The following is a 21,065-nucleotide window of genomic DNA, read 5'->3' on the forward strand; positions in this document are numbered from 1 at the left end:
CCGGCACGGACCGGAGCCCGGCACGAACCGGAGCCGGCACGAACCCGGAGCCGGCACGAACCGGAGCCTGGCCGCCGGGGCCGCCCGTGCCGACCGGGTCCGCTGGGCGGTCCGACGGTACGGGCGGCCCCGGCGTCTGCCGGCCGCGACCGGGTGGGTCAGGGGGTGGTCAGCTGGAACTGGCGGATCGTGCTGGTGCCACCGAGGGCCTGGGTGGCGTGGTTGAAGATGGCGAAGCGGTAGCCCATGAAGAACTGCCAGTTGCTGTCGAGGGTGAGCGCGTTACCCAGGGCGGTGAAGTTGGTGCCGTCGGTGCTGTAGGAGAACCGGGCCTGCCGGCCGGAGCCGGGCCGGATGTCGGCGGTGGCCCGTAGCCAGATGCGTCCCCCGCTGACCGGGGCGGAGGCGATCTCCGAACCGGTGTTGGTGGTCCGCCAGCTGCCGTCCATGGTGAGGTTGTTGGTCATCGACACCCGGGTCGCGCCGTTGTCCCGGCGGACGCCGATCCAGGCCGACGAGTTGCGCAGCACCGCCAGCCCGGTCCGGTCGCCGTCGCGCAGCGCCGAGTAGTCGAGTTCGACGGTGGCGGTGGAGGTCGGCCCCTGGATCCGGTGGGTCACCGTGTTCCGGGCGCTGTAGAGGTCGTTGGTGACGGTGGCGGTCTGCAGGCGCAGGCCGTTGTTCACCGACCACTTGGTGTTGTCCGGGTTGTGGTTCCACTCCCACTGCGGGCCGAGGGTGCTGCCGCTGAAGGTGTCGGTGCCGGTCAACGGCTTGACCGGTCGGGTCGGCAGCGGGTTCGGGTACGACGTGCCCCAGCCGCCGTTGACCGTCTGGATCTGCGGCCAGCCGTCGGCGGTCCAGGTGATCGGGGCCAGTGCCGGCACCCGCCCACCGGGGTAGGCGTCCACGAAGGACATGTAGTACCACTGGCCGGCCGGGGTCTGCACCAGACCGCCCTGGTGCGGCACGCCGCCGCCGGAGATCGGGCCGGGCATGTTGAGCAGCACCTGCCGCATCTCGTACGGGCCGAACGGGCTCGACGACTTCAGCACGTACTGGCCGTTGGCCGGCCGGGTGAGCCAGATGTAGTAGCTGCCGTTGCGCTTGTAGAACCGGGCCCCCTCCAGGGTGCCCACGCTCGACGGGGTGGAGAAGACCTGCTGGCTGCGGACCTCGCTCTTGCCGTCGGCGGACAGCTGCGCGACGCTGATCTGGCTGTTGCCGTAGGCGACGTACATGGTGTCGTTGTCGTCGACCAGCATGCCGGCGTCGTAGTAGCACTTGTTGATGGTGGAGTGCTGGTTCCAGGCCCCGTCGACGGCGGCGGCGGTGTAGATGTAGGTCTTGGCGAAGTCGATGCAGCCGGCCCAGTAGTAGGTGCGGTTGCTCGGGCGGTAGTTCAGCGTCGACGCCCAGATCCCGTTGACGTACGCCCGCCCGCCGGACATGTCATACTTCGCGCCGAAGTCGAGCTTGGGCACCGAGTGCCCGGCGAACTCCCAGTTGACCAGGTCGTAGGAGCGCAGGATCGGGGCGCCCGGCGAGTAGTGCATGGTCGAGGCGGACAGGTAGAACGCGTCGCCGACCCGGATGATGTCGACGTCGGCGAAGTCCTGCCACACCACCGGGTTGGTGAACGAGCCGCTCGCCGGTGGCGTGGTCGGTGGCGGCGTGGTCGGGGTGCTGCCGCCGTCGACGCGGACGAGCTGCCACTGCTGGTTGGTGCCACCCCAGTCGGAGTACTGGACGATGTTGCCGCCGTCGGCGGTGGAGGCGTTCTGCACCTCGACCGCCTTGCCGCTGTTGCGGTTGAGCAGCCGGACGTAGCCGTCGGCCGAGTCGGCGAGCCGGAACTGCTGGTTGGTGCCGTTGCCGTCGGTCCACTGCACGATCGCCGCGCCGTCGGCGGTGGAGAGGTTGTAGACGTCGAGGACCTTGCCCGAGAGCCGCGACTTCAACCGGTAGTAGCCGCCGCCGGAGTCGACGAACTGCCACTGCTGGTTGGTGCCGTCGCCGCGGGTCCACTGGGTGATCCGCGCGCCGTCGTTGGTGGCGAAGTTGTACACGTCCAGCGCCTTGCCGCTGTTGCGGTTGACCAGCACGTACCAGGCGGTGGTGTCCACCGTCGCCGCCGCCGCGCCGGTCGACTGGACCACGACGAGACCACCGCCGACCAGCAGCGTCAGCAGGGCGGCGACGACCCGTGACCACCAGCCGCGCCGTCGCCGGACCGCGATCGGCACCTCTCCCATGGCTACCATGACCCTCCCTCACCAACGGTCGATCGACGGGGGCCCTGGGTCCGGCCCGGGGCCACCGTCGTCGCATTGTTCGAAGCCTGCCGATGTCAACGTTCACCTCGGCGGCGCGTCCGCGATGGCGCACGACGCGGTACAGCGACAGGTCGGGGGTGCCGACCAGCCGCTGCGGGAACGGCTTCAGCTATCCATAGACTGTGAGCGATAACATGATGCTCGTCAAGCTGAAACAGCGTTGACACGATCGACGGGCGCAAATGCCAACGCCCCGGGCCGCGTCGGACCGTTCCGACGCGGCCCGGGGCGTCCGGGCGAAGGGGTACGACGCGGGCGGGTGCCGCGTCACCGGTCAGCGGGAGGCGCCGGCACGCCGCTTGTTGTAGACGTCGAAGGCCACGGCGACGAGCAGCACCAGGCCCTTGACCACCGACTGGATGGACTGGTCGACGCCCATGAGCTGCATCCCGTTGCTCATCACCGCCATGATCAGACCACCGACCACGGCACCCATCACGGTGCCGACCCCACCGGTGACCGCCGCGCCACCGATGAACGCGGCGGCGATCGCGTCGAGCTCGAACATGTTGCCCGCGGCGGGCTGCGCGCCGTTGGAGCGCGAGGAGTAGATCACCCCGGCAACCGCCGCCAGGAAGCCCATGTTGACGAACATCCAGAAGTTGACCGTCCGCACCTTGACCCCGGAGAGGGTCGCCGCCGAGAGGTTGCCGCCGATCGCGTAGACCTGTCGACCGAAGACGGTACGCCGGGTGAGCAGGCCGTAGACCAGCACCAGCGCGGCCAGGATGATCAGCACGATCGGCAGGCCCCGGGCGTGCGCCAACTGCCAGGCGAAGTACATGATGACCGCGCCCACCAGCACCACCCGGGCGACGAACAGCGGGAACGACTCCACCGGCTGCTGGTAGCGGACCCGGGCCACCCGGGTCCGGAAGCCGCTCACCGCGTACCCGGCCACCGCGACGGCGCCGATCAGCAGGGTGAAGGCGTCGAAGCCGTCCCCGCCGAGCAGCCCGTTGAGGAAGCCGGCCGCGACCTGCTGGTAGTCGGCAGGGAACGGGGAGAGCGAGATGTTGTCCAGCACCCGCAGGGTCAGGCCGCGGAACAGCAGCATGCCGGCGAGCGTCACGATGAAGGCCGGGATACCGGCGTACGCCACCCAGAAGCCGTGCCACGCGCCGACCGCGACGCCCACCGCCACCGCGGCCAGGATGCCGACCCACCACGGGAAGCCCTCCCGGATGACCAGCACGGCGGAGACCGCCCCGGTGAGGGCGACCACCGAGCCCACCGACAGGTCGATGTGACCGCCGATGATGATGATCACCATGCCGATCGCCAGCACCAGGATGTACGAGTACTGCAGGACGATGTTGGTGATGTTGCCGGGGCTCAGCGACACCCCGTCGGTGAGCACGGCGAAGAACCCGACGATGACGACGAGTGCGACGTAGATGCCACTCTGCCGCAGGTTGTTCATGATCAGCGCACGCAGGTCGCTGGTGCCGGCGTGCAGGGCGACGCCCGGACTCTTGTCGGCCGGCGGCGGGGACGGCGGCGATGAGGTCTTGACGCTGGTCATCCCACGCGCTCCTTGTCCTTCGTCATCAGATCCATGAGGTTCTCCTGGGTCGCCTCGGCCACCGGCACCTGGCCGGTGATCCGGCCGGCGGCGAGGGTGTAGATGCGGTCGCACATGCCGAGCAGCTCCGGCAGCTCCGAGGAGATCAGGATCACCGCCTTACCCTCGGCGACGAGCCGGTTGACGATCGTGTAGATCTCGAACTTCGCCCCGACGTCGATTCCCCGGGTCGGCTCGTCGAGGATCAGCACGTCCGGATTGGTGAACAGCCACTTCGACAGCACGACCTTCTGCTGGTTGCCACCGGAGAGCTTGCCCACCACGGCCATCACGCTTGTCGTCTTGATGTTCATGTCCCGCCGGCTCTGCTCGGCGACCTTGATCTCCTCGTTGCCGTTGACCCAACCGAGGCGGGCGAGCCGGCCCAGGGCGGCGGCGGAGACGTTGTGCCGCACGTCGTCGATGAGGTTGAGGCCGAAGCGCTTGCGGTCCTCGGTGACATAGGCGATGCCGTGCTCGATGGCCTCCGCGACGGTGCGCGCCCGGACCTCCCGGCCGCGCACGAACAGCCGACCCCGGATGTCCCGGCCGTACGTCCGGCCGAAGAGGCTCATCGCCAACTCGGTACGACCGGCGCCCATCAGACCGGCGATGCCGACCACCTCGCCGGCACGGACGTCCAGGCTGGCGTCGTCGACGACGAGCCGGTCCTGGGTGGGGTGCCGCACGCTCCAGTTCTCGATGCGCAGCACCTCCTCCCCCGGCGACGAGACCCGGTCGGGATAGAAGCTGTCCAGGTCCCGGCCGACCATGCCGCGGATGATCCGCTCCTGGGTGACCTCCCCGGAGGCCAGGGAGAGGGTCTCCACGGTGCGTCCGTCCCGGATGACCGTGGTCGCGTCGGCGATCGCGGTGACCTCGTTGAGCTTGTGCGAGATCAGGATGCTGGTGATGCCCTGGTCGCGCAGCCGGCGCAGCAGGTCGAGCAGGTGCGCCGAGTCGATGTCGTTGAGCGCGGCGGTCGGCTCGTCCAGGATGAGCAGCCGGACCTTCTTGGACAGCGCCTTGGCGATCTCGACCAGCTGCTGCTTGCCGACGCCGAGCTGGATGACCGGGGTGACCGGGTTCTCGTACAGGCCCACCGAGGCGAGCAGTTCGGCGGCCTCGGCGTTGGCCCGGTTCCAGTCGATCAGGCCGCCCGGACCGCGCCGCTCGTTGCCGAGGAAGATGTTCTCGGCGATCGAGAGGTAGGGCACCAGGGCGAGTTCCTGGTGGATGATGACGACGCCGTGGGACTCGCTGTCGCGGATGCCGCGGAAGTTCATCGGCTTGCCGTCCAGCACGATCTCGCCGTCGTACGAGCCGGTCGGGTGCACCCCGGAGAGCACCTTCATCAGGGTGGACTTGCCGGCGCCGTTCTCGCCGCAGATGGCGTGGATCTCCCCCCGGCGCACCGCGAGGGAGACGTCCGCCAGCGCGGTCACCCCGGGGAAGGTCTTCGTGATGCGTCGCATCTCGAGGATGGTGTCGTCCATGGTCAGCGTCCTGATCGTCGAAGCCTGAGGCGGGCTTGCGATGCGTCGGGCGCGGCGGTCGGTCACCGCCGCGCCCGACGACCGGCTTACTTCTTGGCCTGACCGGCGGCGACCTCTTCGGCCGACCAGTAACCGGAGTCGACGAGCACCTTCTTGATGTCGTCCTTGTAGACGGTCTCGATCGGCAGCAGGTACGCCGGGACGACCTTGATCTTGTTGTTGTAGGTCGTGGTGTCGTTGGCCTGCGGCTGCTTGTCCTGCAGGAACGCCTCCGCCGCGATGACGGCCTGCTCGGCGAGCAGCCGGGTGTCCTTGAAGACGGTGGAGCTCTGCACCCCGTCGTTGATCAGCTTGATCGAGGCGATCTCGGCGTCCTGGCCGGTCACCACGGGGAGCTTCTTGGCGCCCTTGCCGTAGCCGGCGTTCTGCAGGGCGGTGATGATGCCCCGGGAGATCCCGTCGTACGGCGACAACACCCCGTTGACCACGGTGCCGTCGTTGTAGCCGGAGGTGAGCAGGTCCTCCATCCGCTTCTGCGCGGTCTCCTGCTGCCAGCGCAGGATCGCCGCCTGCTCGATGCGGGTCTGGCCGGACTTGACCTTCAGCGTGCCGTTGTCCATGAACGGCTTGAGGGTGTCCATCGCCCCGCCCCAGAAGTACTGGGTGTTGTTGTCGTCCAGCGAGCCGGCGAACAGCTCGACGTTGAACGGGCCGGTGGCGGTGCCCTTGCCACCGTCCTTGGTCTGCAGGCCGAGGCCGACCAGCAGAGCGGTCGCCTGGGCGACGCCGACCTTGTAGTTGTCGAAGCTGACGTAGAAGTCGACGTTCTTGTTGCCCAGCAGCAGCCGGTCGTAGGAGATGACCGGGATCTTCGCCGCTGCGGCGGCGTCCAGCTGGCCGCTGAGCGCGGTGCCGTCGATCGCCGCGATGATCAGGACGTCCGCGCCCTGCGTGATCATCTGGTCGACCTGCTGGGACTGGGTGGGGATGTCGTCACCGGCGTACTGGAGGTCGACCTTGTAGCCCTTGGCCTCCAGCTTCTCCTTCACCGCCTTGCCGTCGGCGATCCACCGCTCCGAGGTCTGGGTCGGCATGGAGACGCCGATGGTCAGATCGGCGGGCTTCTTGTCGCTGCTGTCGCCCCCGCTACCCGCTCCCCCGCCGCTGCATGCGGCAAGGCTGAACGCCAGTGCCGCGCCGCCGAGCGCGACCAGGAATTTCCTGCGCACAGGTTTCTCCTCTCCGGAACTCCCGCCGACTGCGGGGACCACCTGTCACCTTTCGGGGTAGTGTTAGCGCTCACATCGCCCCCGTCAACACCCCCTCGGAAATCCGGACGTCACGGTCTCGTAACGGGCGTCTCCGACTTGTCCACCCACCGGCGTCCCGCCCGCCGGGCCGGCGCGGGGTCGATTCCGTGGTGAACACGGCGACGGCGGCCCGCCCACCACCCCCGGGCTGCGACCGGACGGCGGACCCGCCGACGCCGACGTCCCGCCGGGTTTCCAACCTGTTACGCGGTCGTCATCGACAGCAGGCGATCAATGCCAGGCGCTCCGCTGAATGCACTCAGCGCCCACCCTCCCCACCACGACCGACGCATCCCCCGGAGGACCGGTGGTCGGAGGGTGGATGGCCGGAGGGGGACGGGCGACGGGTGGTGGCGCGGGGGTGGGCGACGGGTGGTGGGCGCGGGGCGGGCGACGGGCGCAGTGTGGTGGGCGGTGGGCGGGCCGTCGCGACTGGGACAGCCGTGCGCCCCGGGTGCCCCGATCGTCGGGGTGCCCGGGGCGCAAAGGAGTCCGGGGTCCGGGGGTCCCGGGGGTCCCGGGGGTCCCGGGGGTCCGCGGGTCGGGGGTGCGAGTTGTGTGGGGGTGTCCTACCTGGCTTGGTCAGTCGTCCAGGCAGGACCGCAGCGCGGCGGTCAGCAGGTTGGCGCGTTCGTCGCCCATGCCCTGCATCTGGTTGACCACGTAACCGAAGCCGACCTGGTGGGCGTCGTCGCCGAAGCCGAGGTTGCCGCCCGCACCGTCGTGGCCGAAGCTGCGCTCGGACAGCAACGGCCGGGCCGGCGGCGAGTGCAGCAGGAAGCCACTGCCCCAGCGTTGGCCGGTGTCCGGCGGGCCGTGCCGCTGCTGGCCCCGGGACCGCACGACCGTCGCGTCGTCGATCGACGCCGGGTCGAGCACGGGCGGTCCCGCCACCGGAGACACGCACGCGGCGTAGAGGCGGGCCAGTCCGTCGGCTGTGCTCACCGCGCCGGCGCCCGGGATGCCGGCGGCCTGGATGGCCGGGTCGTTGAAGCTGACCAGGCCGGCGTCGTCGGCGGGGAACGCGAACGCGCCACCCATGGTGATCCCCCGGTCGGCCACCGGGTCGACGAACGGTTCCGGGTCGGGCGGCGGGGCGAGGTTCCAGGCGACCGTGTCGCGTTCGGTCGCCGGCAACCCGAGCCAGGTCCGCAGGCCCAGCGGTGCCGCCAGGGCGTCGCGGAAGTACGCCCCGGGCAGCTGACCGGTGATCCGGTGGATCACCTCGCCGATCAGCCAGCCGTAGGTCATCGGGTGGTAGCTGTGCGCCGTGCCCGGCTGCCACAGTGGGGCCTGGGCCTCGATCGCCGCGATCACCGGGTCCCACGCGAGCACCTCGTCGAGGGTCAACGGGCGGTCGAGCGCGGGCAGGCCGGACTGGTGGGTGAGCAGCCAGCGCACCGGGATGTCGGCCTTGCCGTGCTGGCCGAACTCGGGCCAGTAGCGGGTGACCGGCGCGTCAAGGTCGAGTCGGCCCTGCTGCACCAGCAGGTAGGCGCAGACCGCCAGGATGCCCTTGGTGCAGGAGTAGACGACGACCGGGGTGTGCGCCGTCCAGGGCCGGCCGGTACGGGGGTCGGCGGTCCCGCCGTACAGGTCGACGACCTGGCGACCGCCGACGTAGACGGTGACCGCCGCGCCGACCTCCCCCCGGTCGGTGAAGTTGGTGCGGAAGACGTCTGCCACCCGCCCGTAGCGTTCGTCGGCGTGGCCGTGGATCTGCGGCTGCGTGGCCACTGCTATCCCTTCAGTGAGCCCTGGATCAGGGCCTTGATGAACTGACGCTGGAAGATCAGGAAGACGATCAGGGTCGGGGTGAGGATCAGCAGCGAGCCGGCGCACAGCAGCACCAGGTCGGTGCCCCACTGCCCCTGGAACGCCCCGAGCGCACCCGCCATCGTCCGCTTGGCCGGATCGTCGACCAGGACGATGGCCAGCAGGAACTGGTTCCACGTCCAGAGGAACATCAGGATGGTCAGCGACGCGATGGCCGGCCGGGCGAGCGGCACCTGGACCCGCCAGAACAGCTGCCAGGTGCTGCTGCCGTCGACCCGGGCCGCCTCGGACAACTCGACCGGCACGTTGCTGAAGTGCGCCCGCATCCAGAAGACCGCGAACGGCATGTAGAGCCCGATCAACGGCAGGATGATCGCCCACCGGGTGTTGAGCAGGCCGAGGTCCTGCATCTGGTAGTAGAGCGGGGTGACCACCGCCTCGAACGGCAGGGTCAGCCCGAGTAGCAGCAGACCGAACACGATCCGGCCACCGGGGACCCGCAGCTGGCCCAGCCCGAAACCGGCCATGGTGGCGATCAGCACCGAGACCGGCACGACGCCGGCCACGATGAGCAGGCTGGAGCGCAGCAGCGCACCCATGTTCGCCACCGTGAACGCGTCGGCGAAGTTGCCCCACTGCGGGTCCGACGGCCAGGCCAGGCCGCTGGGCACGGTGCCCCGGGGCTGCAACGCCGCGGAGAGCATGCTGACGAACGGCAGCAGGGTAACCACGACCAGGACGAGCAGGAAGATCCGGCCGGTCAGGTTCTCGCGCCGGCTCAGGTTCATGACTTGTCCCCCCGGGTCAGTCGCTGGATCGGCAGCACGCAGAGCAGCACCAGCAGCATCAGCACGACGGCCAACGCGGAGGCGAGACCGACCTGGCGCTGCGAGAAGGCCAGCCGGTAGATCTCCAGGCCCGGCACGGTGGTCTGCAGGCCGGGACCGCCACTGGTCGAGATGTAGACGATGTCGAAGCTGGCCAGGGCGGCGATGATGGTCACCGTCAGGCAGACCCCGATCTCCTGGCGCAGGCTGGGCAAAGTGACGGCGAAGAACTCCCGGATCGGGCCGGCGCCGTCGAGGCGGGCCGCCTCGTACAACGCGGGATCGATCTTGCTCATCCCGGTCACCAGCAGGATCGTGCAGAGGCCGAGCAGCACCCAGGCGCCGATGACGCCGACGGCGGGCAGCGCGGTGTCGAAGTCACCGAGCCAGGCGCGGGCCACCCCGCCCAGGCCGACCGCGCGCAGCAGCTGGTTGATCAGGCCGTTGGACGACAGCAGCCAGCTCCACGCGATACCCGCCGCCACCAGGGGGATGACCTGGGGCAGGAACAGCACCGTACGCACCACGGTGCCGAACGCGCCGGTGGTGATGCGGCGGACCAGGCTGGCCACCAGCAGGCCGAGCGCGACCGGGACGAAGCTGAAGAAGACGATCAGGACGAGCGCGTTGCCGATGATCTTCAGCAGGTCGCTGTCGGTGAACACGGTCAGGTAGTTGTCCAGTCCCGCCCAGCGGGCCACCCCGATGCCGTTCCAGTTGTAGAACGAGTACTGGATGGTCAGCACGAGTGGACGAAGGACGAAGGCGGCGTACATCACGACTGCGGGCAGGACGAAGAGCCAGCCCGTCCCGCCCGCGCGGGCCCACCGTTTCCGGGGGCCCGCGCGGCGGAGGGACGGGTGGGACGAGCCGGTGTGGACACCGGGTCACCCCGCCCGACCGGTGCGCTGCCGAAGGCAGACGTCATCGGGAGAGTTCCTTCGCGTACTCGGCCTGGACCGCCTTGACGTACCCCTCGGGGGTCTGCTGACCGGCGATCAGCTTCTGCATCTCCGGGGTGATCGCGGCGGCGAAGATGCCACCGGTGGCGTTCGCGGTGAAGTCCACCGCGCCGTTCTCCTCACCGAGCTGCTGCGACGCCTTGAGCGTCTCGGCCAGCACGGTGTTCGGCGCGGCGGCCGGCACGGCCAGGTCGCTCGGGCCACCCGGGCTGGAGCCGCCGATCTTGACGGCGATCTCCCGGGCGGTGGGGTTGGTGTGCGCCCAGTTCAGGAAGAACGCGGCGGCGTCGGGGTTCTTGGCCTTGGCGCTGATGCCGAAGGTGTTCGGGGCGGACATCGCCACGTGTTTGCCGCCGGCCGACTCGCTCGGGAACAGGAAGAAGCCCACGTTGCCGGGCATCGTCTTGTCGAGGTTGGCCGACTCCCAGTCGCCGTTGAACATGAACAGGCCGTTGTTCTTCTGGAACTCGCCCACCATGCTCGCGTAGTCCAGGGCGTTGGCGTCCTTGGGGAAGTAGCCGGCCTGGGCCCACTTCTGGATGGTCTGGGTGGCCTTCAGCGCGGCCGGAGTGTCGAACGTCGCGCCCGGCTTCTGGAAGATCCAGTCGGCCACCTGGGCCGGGTCACCGAACTGGTTCTGCAACGCCTGGTGCGGGAAGTTGATGCCCGCGGTGTTCTTGTTGAACTGCATGATCGGCTGCACGCCGGCGGTCTTGGCCTTGGCCAGCAGCTGCTCGAACTCGGCGATGGTGGCCGGCGGCTGGGTCATCCCGACCTGCTCGGCGAGCTTCTTGTTGTAGAACACCCCGGTGACGCTGTAGCCGAGGCCCATCCCCCACAGCGAGCCGGTGCCCCGGGTGGTGCCGCCCTCGCCGACCCGCAGCTGCACCAACTGGGAGGCGGGGAACTTGTCCCAGCCGTACGCGGTGAAGTAGGGGTCGAGGTTCTTGAGCAGGTCGTCCTTGACCAGGTCGACCATGGTGGGGAGCCGGATGATGTCCGGCGAGTTGTCCGAGGCCATCACCCGGGGCGCGTTCTCCACGATGACCGTGAACTGGTCCTCGCGGATGTTGAACTTGACGTTCGGGTGCTGCTTGGTGAACTCGTCGGCCAGCGCCTTGGCCAGCGGGAAGCCGGTCTCGGCGTACATCTCCAGGGTGATCGGGTCGCTGCCCAGCTCGGTGCTGACGGCGGCGTCGGACCCGGCGCGCGGCGACTCGTCCGCACCGGGTGCGCTGCACGCCGTGGCGGCCAGCCCCAACGCCAGCACGGGGGCCAGGAGCGCCGTCCGGCGGGAGAACCTTGCCAGTGGTGTAGCCAATTGAGGACTCCTCGACTCTTCCGTGCGTGCCCCGGCCGCGGTACGGGCCGGGTCGGCGGGTCGTCACGGTGGGTGACCAGCCGCAACAGTACGTCGCCGTCGGCATGCCGCCGCAGCACGCGATGTCGTTACCGATGACCACGCCGGGGGTCACCGAGGGTGCCGCCCGACCTGTCAAAAGTAGCCGCTAAACTGATTTAGCAGAGCATGCGCGCGGCGACCTGAGCTGTCAAGGACCAATTGGCAACGGTCCGGAAACATCCGGTTCACGCTCAGCCACCCGCCCCACCGGCCGTCGCGGGTGGTCACCGACACACACCCGGGGTGACCGCCGGCACCGGGCCCGGCCGGACCACGCATCATGATGGGCGGGAGCGACGGCCGCGACGCCGCCGCCGATTCGGAGGACTGATGGGCCGCAACAGAGCAACCCTGGCCGATGTCGCGCGACGGGCCGGGCTGTCCAAGACCGCCGCGTCGATGGTCCTCAACGGCCGGGAGGGCACCCGGCTGTCGGCCGAGGCGCACCAGCGCGTCTTCGCCGCCGCCGAGGAGCTGGGCTACCGGCCCAACCTGGCGGCCCGGAGCCTGCGTACCCGCAAGACCGCCACCATCGCGTTCGTCTCCGACATCGTCGCCACCACCCGGTTCGCCGGCGGCCTCATCCGCGGCGCGCTCGACGCGGCCCGGGAGCGCGACCACGTGCTGCTCATCACCGAGACGCAGGGCGACGCCACCTTCGAGCAGTACGCCATCGAGGCGATGCTCGACCGGCAGGTCGACGGGGTGATCTACGCCGCGATGGCGACCCGGCGGCTGACCGTCCCGGCGGCCATCCTCGGCGGCCCGGTGGTGCTGCTCAACGCCACCAGCCCGGACGACCTGCCCTGCGTGCTCCCCGACGACGAGCGGGCCGGCCGTACCGTCGCCACCACCCTGCTCGACCAGGGCCACCGCGACCGGATCGCGCTGATCGGCCGCAACCGTCTCAAGGAGGACGACGAGGAGGTCTCCCTGGCGGCCCGGGCCCGGCTGCGCGGCGTGCACCAGGCGCTCGGTGCCGCCGGGGTCGAGCTGCTGACCGAGTGCTTCTGCGCCGAGTGGCTGCCCGAACACGGCTACGCCGCCATGCGCACGCTGCTGGGCCGGCCCACCCGGCCGACCGCGATCATCTGCATGAACGACCGGCTCGCGTTCGGCGCCTACCAGGCGCTCGCCGAGGCCGGGCTGACCGTCCCGGACGACCTCTCGGTGGTCTCGTTCGACGACGACCCGATCGCCGCCTGGTTGCGCCCCGGCCTGTCCACCACCGCTCTGCCGCACGAGCAGATGGGGCGGCGGGCCGTCGAGATCCTCCTCGACGGCGGCGACGCCGAACCGTCCCTCGTCCCCATGCCGCTGCGTCGCCGCCGGTCCGTGGCCACCCCGGTCCGATAGCCGGGACCCCCCGGCGCGACCGCCGGGCAGGTGCCCGCCGCAGCGCTCCCACCACCGGCCGCTGGCCACCCGAACTGGTCGCTAAACCGATTTAGTGCTAGCTTCCCCGCCATGCTACGTCTACCCGACCACTGGGTGTGGGACAGCTGGTACGCCCGGGACGACAACGACCGGTGGCACGCGTTCTTCCTGCGCGCCTCCCGTGCCCTGCACGACCCGCACCGCCGGCACCGCCGCGCCACGATCGGCCACGCCGTCTCGACCGACCTGCACACCTGGCACCTGGTCGCCGACGCGCTCGTCCCGGCCGACGCGCCGAGCTGGGACGACCTCGCGACCTGGACGGGCTGCACCGTGCGCGGCCCGGACGGGCGGTGGTACCTGTTCTACACCGGGGTCGGCCGCGCCGAGGACGGGCTGGTCCAGCGGATCGGCCTGGCCGTCTCCGACGACCTGACCACCTGGCGCCGGCACGGCGACGGGCCGCTCGTCGAAGCCGACCCCACCTGGTACGAACTGCTCGACCGGACGCTGTGGTACGAGCAGGCCTGGCGCGACCCGTGGGTGTTCCCCGATCCGGACGGCGCCGGCTGGCACATGCTCGTCACCGCCCGGATCAACACCGGGCCGACCGAGGCACGCGGGGTCGTCGGTCACGCCACCTCACCGGACCTGGTGAACTGGACCGTCCAACCGCCGCTGTCGATCCCGGCCGGCTTCGGGCACCTGGAGGTCCCCCAGGTCGCCGTCGTCGACGGGCAGCCCCTGCTGCTGTTCTCCACCGACGCCGCCGGCACCCGCCACGACGGCCACCGGATCTGGGTGGCGGAGGGTCACGACGTACGCGGCCCGTGGGACATCGCCTCGGCCCGCCCGTTCCCGCACCCGCACCTCTACGCGCCCCGGCTGGTCCCCGGACCGGCCGGGGACTGGTCCCTCATCGGATTCCACGACCACGTCGACGGGGAGTTCGTCGGTGCGCTGAGTGATCCGATCGCGGTCCGTTACCGCGCCGGGGACGGGCTGACCGCCACCGGCACGGCCGGCTGAGCGTTCCTGCGGCCACCACCCGGCCGCAGCGGTACGGGCGGGGGCGGCCACCGCCGTGCCGGACGGGCTCGGAGGCGGCCACCACCGTGCCGGGTTGGACGCGGGGGCGGCCACCGCCGTGCCGGACGGACGGACAGACGCGCAAGCGGACCGGACCCGGACGGCGTCCGCACCACGCCGTCCGGGTCCGGGGCCGCTCACCGGCGTCCGCCCGCCCGGTGCCCGGACCGGCAGCGGGCGGACGGCGGCGGCCGGTCGGTCAGCGGCGGGTCCAGCGCTGGTTGGCCGCCCCGGTGCACGACCAGAGCAGCACCGTGGTGCCGTTGGCGGTGCCGTTGTTGTTCACGTCGAGGCAGAGGCCGGACTGCACGCTGCTGATCGTGCCGTTGGCGTTGAACGTCCACTGCTGGTTGGTCCCACCGTTGCAGTCCCAGATCTGGGCCTTGGTGCCGGCGGTGGCGTTGGTCGGCGCGTCCAGGCACTTACCGAGGGACTGGAGGGTCTGGCCGTTGGCCGTCCAGCGCTGGTTGGCAGCCCCGTTGCAGTCCCAGATCACCGGTTGGGTGCCGTTGGCGGTGCTGCTCTGCGGGACGTCGAGGCACCGACCGGAGGCGACGCTGGCCAGCGCGCCCGCGGTGGACGGCGGCGTCGTCGGCGGCGGGGCGGTGCCACCGCCGCTGACCCGGTACACCACCGTGCCGTGCGACGGCACACTCGCGGAGATGGTGCCGGTGCTGGTGGTGCTCGCGTTGGTCCAGGCGTCGACCAGGGTGAAGGAGGAGCCGGACTTGCCGATGGCGGCGGCGGTGGTGGAGATCGTCGTCGTCGAGCCACCCTGGTTGAACAGGGCGACCGCGACGTCGCCGTTGGCAAGCCGCTTGGCCAGCACCCGGCGGGTGCCGTCGAAGGAGACCTGGGCGCCCTGCAACGCCAGCGCGTCCTGGTTGATGGCGATCAGGTTCGCGTTCTTGAGGATGGTCTGCGTGGCGGAGTTCATCGACCGGACGTCGTTGCCGGCGATCAGGGGCGAGGCCATGATCGCCCACATCGCGAAGTGGCTGCGCATCTCGGTGTCGGTCATGCCGCCCCGGCCCACCTCCATCATGTCGGGGTCGGTGAAGGCGCCGGGCTTCGCGTACGGGGCCAGCGGCACGTTGACGTCGATGATGTTCTGGATGCCCATCGGGTAGCCGTTGGTCTGGCCGCTGTTCCAGGTGTTGGTGATGTCCTCGGTGGTGCGCCACATGTTCGCCACGTCGCCCCAGTTGCGCTGCGGGCCGGTCTTGGCGTGGATGCTGTTGGGGTTGATGCTGTAGACGATCGGCCGGCCGGTGGCGGCCAGGGCGTCGCGCATCTTGGCGAACGTGGTGACCTGCTGGTCGATGGAGCCGTTCGGCGAGCACCAGTCGTACTTGAGATAGTCGACGCCCCAGTTGGCGAACTGCCGGGCGTCCTGCACCTCGTGGCCCTGGCTGCCGGTGGCGCCGGGGTAGGAGTTGAAGTACTGGGCGCAGGTCTTGTCGACCGGCACCTGGTAGATGCCGAACTTCAGCCCCCGGGCGTGGATGTAGTCGCCGAGCGCCTTCATCCCGGAGGGGAACCGGGTCGGGTCACCCTGGAGGTTGCCCGCCGAGTCCCGGTTGGGGTTGAACCAGCAGTCGTCGACCACGACGTACTGGTAGCCCAGATCCCGCATACCGCTGCTGACCAGCGCGTCGGCCGTCTGCCGGATCAGCGCCTCGTTGATGTTGCAGCCGAAGGAGTTCCAACTGTTCCAGCCCATCGGCGGGGTCCGGGCCGTCCCGTTGTCCAGTGCCTGCGCCACCGGCATCCGGATGCCCACCAGGACGCCGGCCAGGAGCAGACCGGCCGCCAGCGCCCGCCCCCAGCTCCGGGCTCGCACGAATCGCTTCACGAAGTCTCCAATCAGTGGTGCCGCGTCGGGCGGGACGTCCGGGAGTCGGCTCGAACCACCCCGGGTGTGAGCGCTCGAACGGCTCGGTGTGAGCGCTAACAACGGCCCCTCATGTTACGTAAGCGTTTCAGCGTATTCAACTGCTTCCATATTTTTACCGCTCTATCACCGGGCGTCGGCAGGTCGGCCCACCGGCGGCCCCCCGAGGGCTGCGGACCACGCCGGGACGCGGGACGCAGCAGTGCGACATGGAGCCATCGTGGAGCTATCTGCACCGCCTGACATCGAATACGCTGGCTCCATGTCAGATAGCTCCAGACGCGGACGGCGCGCTCGCGGCGAGATCGAGCAGCTTCCCAGCGGCTCGCTCCGGGTGCGGGTGTACGCCGGGATCGACCCCGTGTCGAAGCGTCGGCGCTACCTCACCGAGACCGTGCCCGCCGGCCCGGTCGCGGCCCGCCACGCCGAAGCCGTCCGCAGCCGGCTGCTCGACCGGGTACGACGACAGCCCACGCCTGCCGCCCCGACCGGCGACCCGGTGGCCGGCAGGTCGGGTGGCACCCCCGGGCCCCCGCCGCCGTCCCCCCGGCAACCGCCGCGGCGGACCCCGCGCGTACCACCACCCCGACGGTCGGCAGGCCGGCCGGGGCGCCACGACGCAGCCGACGCCGGGGCGAACCGACGCTGACCACGATCGCCCAACTGGCGGACGTCTCGGCGCCCACCGTGTCCAAGGTCCTCAACGGCCGCACCGGGGTCGCGGCGGAGACCCGGGCCCGGGTGGAGTCGCTGCTACGCGAGCACGGCTACCGCCGCCCCGAACTGGGCACCCCGAACGCCAGCGTGGAGGTGGTCTTCTACGGCATGCAGAGCAACCTGGCGGTGCTGATCATGCAGGGGGTGCAGCAGGTCGCCGGGGCGCACCGGCTCGCCGTCGGCTTCATCGACGCCCGCCGCCAGGTCTCGGAGGGGCGGTTCTGGGCCCGCGACCTGCTGGCCCGTCGCCCGACCGGAGTGATCGCGGTGAATCTCGGCTTCACCTCCGAACAGCACGCCCTGCTGGCGGCGAGCGCGATCCCCCTGGTCGTCATCGATCCCACGGGCGAGCCGCCACTGCACGCCGTCCCGTCGGTGACGACGACCAACTGGAGCGGTGGCTTCGAGGCCGCCCGGCACGTACTCGACCTGGGGCATCGGCAGGTCGGGGTGATCTCCGGGCCGACCGAACGGCTGTGCGCCAAGGCCCGCCTGGACGGTGCCCGGGCGGCGTTGGAGGCGGCGGGAGCCGGGCTGCCCGCGCGCCGGCTGCGCTTCGGCCACTGGTTCTCCTTCGAGGACGGTCTCAGCCTCGGCCAGGAACTGCTCCGGCAGAACCCCACGCCCACGGCGATAGTGTGCGGCAACGACCTGCAGGCGCTCGGCGTCTACGAGGCGGCCCGGTTGGCCGGCCGACGGATCCCCCAGGACCTCAGCGTGGTGGGCTTCGACGACATCCCGTACACCATGTTCTGCGGACCGCCGATGACCTCGGTGCGGCAGCCGCTGACCGAGATGGCCGCCGCCGCGACGCGGATGGTGCTGACCCTGGCCGCCAACGAGAACCTCACGCAGACCCGGGTCGAACTGGCCACCACGCTGGTGGTGCGGGGCAGCACCGCGGCGGCACCGGCGCACTGACCCGCTCGGCGCGGCCGGTCCGGGGCGGCGCGGCCGGTCCGGGGCGGTTGCCGGGGCGGGTCCTCGAAACCTGTCCTTGTCGTTGCCGAACGGTTTCGAGTAGCATCCGGTTCGATCGATACGGCAGGTCGTCGTGGTGCGGTCGCCCTGGTCACGGTGTCCTCCGGTTCCACCGGTGGCGCACCGCCCGACGTCTGGTACGGCGTGCGGGTCCAGGTCAGGTCCGTCGTCCGGCACGGCTGGCCGGCCCGACACGGCGTAGGACAGTGACCTTCGAGGAGCGAGGGAGGGCCAGAGGGACCCGTCACCGCCAGTTCGCCTACCGCCTGCGATCCGTGATGACGAATATCACGGCACGCCGGCGACACTCGGCCGCGTCGCCGACCCAATCAGGGCGACACGCCGCGTAGACTCTCGCTGATCCAGCGTTGTCCACGGCGTGCACGCCCATGCCTCGTGTCCGACGTCCCTAATCGGACGCCGGGCCGGGCCGCTTCGCCGTCAGCGGGCTGCGGGGCGGACCGAGAGGTGTGGGATTACTGTGCGCGCTCCTGCGATGAGAGACGTGGCCCGCCTCGCCGGAGTTTCCCACCAGACCGTGTCGCGGGTCCTCAACGGACATCCCCACGTGCGGGAACAGACCCGCCTACGGGTCCAGGCCGCGATCACCGAGCTCGGCTACCGCCCGAACCGGGCCGCCCGCACCCTGGTCACCGGGCGATCGCAGGTGCTCGGTGTGGTGGCGCTCAACACCACCCTCTACGGCCCGGCGTCCCTGCTGTCCGCTTTCGAACTCGCCGCGGCCGAGGCCGGCTTCGCCGTCAGCGTCGGTAGCGTCCGCAACCTGGACCGTACCTCCATCACCGCCGTCGTCGAGCGGCACCTGGCCCACCGGGTCGCCGGGATCGTGGTGATCGCACCGGTGGAGTCCGCCGGCGAGGCGCTGGAGTGCCTTCCCACCGACATCCCGCTGGTCACCGTGGACGGCGACCCCCGCCGTCCGGTGCCGCTGGTCACCATCGACCAGGTGGAGGGGGGCCGGTTGGCCACCCGGCACCTGCTCGACGCGGGTCACCGGACGGTCTGGCACGTGTCGGGCCCGGCCGACTGGTTCGACAGCGCGGGGCGTCTCGCCGGCTGGCGGGAGACGTTGCAGGCCGCCGGCGCGGAGGTTCCCCCGGTGTTGCAGGCGGACTGGTCCGCCGCCTCGGGATACCGGTGCGGCCAGATGCTGGCCCGGACCCCTGAGGTCACCGCGATCTTCACGGCCAACGACGATCTCGCGCTGGGCGTGCTGCACGCGCTGCACGAACACGGCCGGCGGGTGCCGGAGGAGGTCAGCGTCGTCGGTTTCGACGACGTCCCGGACGCCGCGTACTTCATCCCGCCGTTGACCACCGTCCGGCCGGACTTCGACACCGTAGCCGAGGCCAGCCTCGGCCTGCTGCTGACGCAGATCGACGCAGGCGTCGACCACACGCTGCGGCAGACCATCTCCCCCACCCTGATCACCCGGGACAGCGTCGCCGCGCCCCGGTGACGGGCGGACCGTCACCGGTCGCCGCGGTGGCGTGTCCACCCGCCGTGCCGCGCTGACCAGACTGGCGGCGACCCGCCCCGCACAGTGCTGTCCGGCTCTGGACAGCACTTCTTGTTAACGTTAACGTAATGGACGATCGTCGATTTATCGGGTACGGACTCCGGCCGACCGGGTGGCCGCTCGTCCGACCGTAGGCGGAGCCGACGCCGACGCCACGAAGGGCCGGACGGCTACGACCGGCGCACAGCGGTCCGCGCCACCGGATCGCGCCACCGCCGTCCGCGCCCAAGGGTCGACGACCGGACGCGACGCCCGCACCGCCTCCCGGCGCGGCGATCTCCACCCCCTGAAAGAAAGGCCACCGATGAAGGGCAGTCTGCGCGCCGCGCTGGCAGCCGTCGTCCTCGCAATCGCGGCATCCACCGTCCTGATGACGGCGCAGCCCGCGACGGCGGCGACCCTGACCAGAGTGACCGGATTCGGCAACAACCCCACCAACCTCAACATGTACCTGTACGCCCCGAGCACCCTCGCGCCCCGCCCGGCGCTGCTGCTCCTGGTGCACTACTGCAGCGGTTCGGCCAGCGGGATCTTCAACGGCAACGGGCACGACTACGTGACCGCCGCCGACCGCTACGGCTACCTCATCGTGGTGCCCGAGGCCACCCGCAGCGGAAGCTGCTTCGACGTCTCCACCCCGGCCGCCCTCACCCGCAACGGTGGCGGCGACTCGACCGGGATCATGTCGATGGTCGCGTACGCCCGGCAGCGCTACAACGTCGACCCGGCGCGGATCGTGGTCTCCGGGTTCTCCTCCGGGGCGATGATGACCAATGTGCTCGCCGCGCAGTACCCCGACGTCTTCTCCGCCGCGTCGGCGTTCTCCGGGGTGCCGGCCGGCTGCTTCGCCACCACCGACGGATCGCTGTGGAACAGCCGCTGCTCCGGCGGCACGGTGATCAAGACGGCGCAACAGTGGGGCGACCAGGCCCGCGCGATGTACCCCGGGTACACGGGCCGTTATCCCCGGATGCAGTTGTGGCACGGCGTCACCGACACCACCCTCGCCTACCCCAACTACGGCGAGGAGATCAAGCAGTGGACCAACCTGCACGGGTTGAGCACCACGCCCACCGCCACCGACCGTCCCCAGTCGTCCTGGACGCGCACCCGCTACGGCGGGACGGGCCCGCAGGCTCCCGTCGAGGGGATCAGCATCGCCGGGGTGGGTCACCAGCTGCCGATGGCCGGACAGCTCGCGTACGCCATCACCTTCCTCGGCCTGGACGGTAGCGCGCCCACCCCCACCCCCACCCCCACCGCCAGCCCCACGCCCACCCCCACGCCGACGCCGACGCCGACGCCGACGGTCACCCCGACCCCCACGCCGACGGTCACCCCGACCTCGACCCCGACGCCCACGCCGACGTCGCAGTCGGGTGCCTGCCGGGTCACCGACACGATCAGCGCGTGGAACAGCGGGCTGACCGCCAGCATCACCATCGTCAACACCGCCAGCACGACGCTCAACGGCTGGTCCCTCGGGTTCACCCTGCCCGCCGGGCAGGTCATCACCGGCGGCTGGAACGCCAGCTACGCACCGGCCAGCGGCCAGGTCACCGCCACGAACGTCAGTTACAACGGCACGCTGGCCCCCGGAGCGTCGACCACTATCGGATTCCAGGCCACCCACACCGGCAACGCCGCCGCCCCCACGGCATTCACCCTGAACGGGGCGACCTGCGTGGTCGCCTGAACCGCCGCGACCGCAGCCCCCCCGCACCGCGTCGAGGGGTGATCCGTCCCCGCCCTGCCAGGGCGTACCGCACCGTCCAGTCATCATCAGGAGCTCCC

Annotated in this window: 14 protein-coding genes; 5 read left to right on the top strand and 9 right to left on the bottom strand. The window is 70.6% G+C overall.

What is annotated here, in order from left to right; all coding sequences use genetic code 11:
• Positions 1-158: 158 nt before the first annotated feature.
• The 8 genes from J7462_RS07205 to J7462_RS07240 all read right to left on the bottom strand — a co-directional run bounded on the left by J7462_RS07205 (position 159) and on the right by J7462_RS07240 (position 11,592).
• A complete protein-coding gene (locus J7462_RS07205) occupies positions 159-2,264 on the bottom strand; it encodes a family 43 glycosylhydrolase (protein WP_219462895.1) in 2,106 nt (701 codons plus the stop codon).
• 346 nt (positions 2,265-2,610) lie between these two features.
• The gene (mmsB, locus tag J7462_RS07210) at positions 2,611-3,861 is read right to left on the bottom strand and encodes a multiple monosaccharide ABC transporter permease (protein WP_219462898.1); all 1,251 of its coding nucleotides are present in this window, start codon (positions 3,859-3,861) and stop codon (positions 2,611-2,613) included.
• A complete protein-coding gene (gene mmsA, locus J7462_RS07215; RefSeq protein ID WP_208566753.1) occupies positions 3,858-5,396 on the bottom strand; it encodes a multiple monosaccharide ABC transporter ATP-binding protein in 1,539 nt (512 codons plus the stop codon). The genes mmsB and mmsA overlap by 4 nt, the downstream gene beginning before the upstream one ends.
• Positions 5,397-5,482: 86 nt before the next feature.
• Positions 5,483-6,625 carry a multiple monosaccharide ABC transporter substrate-binding protein gene (chvE, locus tag J7462_RS07220; protein WP_219462899.1) on the bottom strand — a complete coding sequence of 381 codons (1,143 nt, stop codon included), beginning with the start codon at positions 6,623-6,625 and terminating at the stop codon, positions 5,483-5,485.
• Between the two features lie 663 nt (positions 6,626-7,288).
• A complete protein-coding gene (locus J7462_RS07225) occupies positions 7,289-8,443 on the bottom strand; it encodes a serine hydrolase domain-containing protein (protein ID WP_219462901.1) in 1,155 nt (384 codons plus the stop codon).
• 2 nt (positions 8,444-8,445) lie between these two features.
• Complete coding sequence (locus tag J7462_RS07230) at positions 8,446-9,270, bottom strand: carbohydrate ABC transporter permease (protein WP_219462904.1); 825 nt, start codon at positions 9,268-9,270, stop codon at positions 8,446-8,448.
• Positions 9,267-10,085: a carbohydrate ABC transporter permease gene (locus J7462_RS07235; protein WP_255597623.1), complete on the bottom strand. Its 819-nt coding sequence runs from the start codon at positions 10,083-10,085 to the stop codon at positions 9,267-9,269. Before J7462_RS07235 ends, J7462_RS07230 begins: the two co-directional genes overlap by 4 nt.
• A 148-nt stretch (positions 10,086-10,233) precedes the next feature.
• Positions 10,234-11,592 (bottom strand): ABC transporter substrate-binding protein, encoded by a 1,359-nt coding sequence (locus J7462_RS07240; protein WP_208566758.1) that lies wholly within the window; start codon positions 11,590-11,592, stop codon positions 10,234-10,236.
• Positions 11,593-12,003: 411 nt separating this feature from the next.
• Here J7462_RS07240 and J7462_RS07245 point away from each other — a divergent pair, with 411 nt between their 5' ends.
• The gene (locus J7462_RS07245) at positions 12,004-13,029 is read left to right on the top strand and encodes a LacI family DNA-binding transcriptional regulator (RefSeq protein ID WP_219462907.1); all 1,026 of its coding nucleotides are present in this window, start codon (positions 12,004-12,006) and stop codon (positions 13,027-13,029) included.
• A gap of 111 nt (positions 13,030-13,140) precedes the next feature.
• Entirely contained in the window at positions 13,141-14,079 is a 939-nt protein-coding gene (locus tag J7462_RS07250; protein WP_219462909.1) for a family 43 glycosylhydrolase, read from the top strand.
• A gap of 259 nt (positions 14,080-14,338) precedes the next feature.
• On the opposite strand, the gene J7462_RS07255 is transcribed toward J7462_RS07250, so the two are convergent.
• Positions 14,339-15,910, bottom strand: coding sequence for a glycoside hydrolase family 27 protein (locus tag J7462_RS07255; protein WP_208566849.1), 1,572 nt, complete (start codon positions 15,908-15,910; stop codon positions 14,339-14,341).
• A 768-nt stretch (positions 15,911-16,678) separates the two neighbouring features.
• On the opposite strand from J7462_RS07255, the gene J7462_RS07260 reads away from it, so the two are divergent.
• From J7462_RS07260 to J7462_RS07270, 3 genes are all read left to right on the top strand, one after another.
• Positions 16,679-17,671 carry a LacI family DNA-binding transcriptional regulator gene (locus J7462_RS07260; protein WP_219470104.1) on the top strand — a complete coding sequence of 331 codons (993 nt, stop codon included), beginning with the start codon at positions 16,679-16,681 and terminating at the stop codon, positions 17,669-17,671.
• Positions 17,672-18,227: 556 nt separating this feature from the next.
• Positions 18,228-19,211, top strand: a complete 984-nt coding sequence (locus J7462_RS07265; protein ID WP_219462911.1) for a LacI family DNA-binding transcriptional regulator — start codon at positions 18,228-18,230, stop codon at positions 19,209-19,211.
• A 364-nt stretch (positions 19,212-19,575) separates the two neighbouring features.
• The gene (locus J7462_RS07270; protein ID WP_219462912.1) at positions 19,576-20,967 is read left to right on the top strand and encodes a PHB depolymerase family esterase; all 1,392 of its coding nucleotides are present in this window, start codon (positions 19,576-19,578) and stop codon (positions 20,965-20,967) included.
• Positions 20,968-21,065: the final 98 nt, after the last annotated feature.

Source organism: Micromonospora sp. RL09-050-HVF-A (genome assembly GCF_019374995.1).
Classification (GTDB): Bacteria; Actinomycetota; Actinomycetes; order Mycobacteriales; family Micromonosporaceae; genus Micromonospora; species Micromonospora antibiotica.

What these genes read in the sequence shown, in the direction of transcription:
- J7462_RS07205 (WP_219462895.1), bottom strand. Translation starts at nt 2,264, where the DNA reads ATGGTAGCCATGGGAGAGGTGCCGATCGCGGTCCGGCGACGGCGCGGC.
- mmsB (WP_219462898.1), bottom strand. Translation starts at nt 3,861, where the DNA reads ATGACCAGCGTCAAGACCTCATCGCCGCCGTCCCCGCCGCCGGCCGAC.
- mmsA (WP_208566753.1), bottom strand. Translation starts at nt 5,396, where the DNA reads ATGGACGACACCATCCTCGAGATGCGACGCATCACGAAGACCTTCCCC.
- J7462_RS07230 (WP_219462904.1), bottom strand. Translation starts at nt 9,270, where the DNA reads ATGAACCTGAGCCGGCGCGAGAACCTGACCGGCCGGATCTTCCTGCTC.
- J7462_RS07235 (WP_255597623.1), bottom strand. Translation starts at nt 10,085, where the DNA reads ATGTACGCCGCCTTCGTCCTTCGTCCACTCGTGCTGACCATCCAGTAC.
- J7462_RS07245 (WP_219462907.1), top strand. Translation starts at nt 12,004, where the DNA reads ATGGGCCGCAACAGAGCAACCCTGGCCGATGTCGCGCGACGGGCCGGG.
- J7462_RS07250 (WP_219462909.1), top strand. Translation starts at nt 13,141, where the DNA reads ATGCTACGTCTACCCGACCACTGGGTGTGGGACAGCTGGTACGCCCGG.
- J7462_RS07255 (WP_208566849.1), bottom strand. Translation starts at nt 15,910, where the DNA reads ATGCCGGTGGCGCAGGCACTGGACAACGGGACGGCCCGGACCCCGCCG.
- J7462_RS07265 (WP_219462911.1), top strand. Translation starts at nt 18,228, where the DNA reads ATGAGAGACGTGGCCCGCCTCGCCGGAGTTTCCCACCAGACCGTGTCG.
- J7462_RS07270 (WP_219462912.1), top strand. Translation starts at nt 19,576, where the DNA reads ATGAAGGGCAGTCTGCGCGCCGCGCTGGCAGCCGTCGTCCTCGCAATC.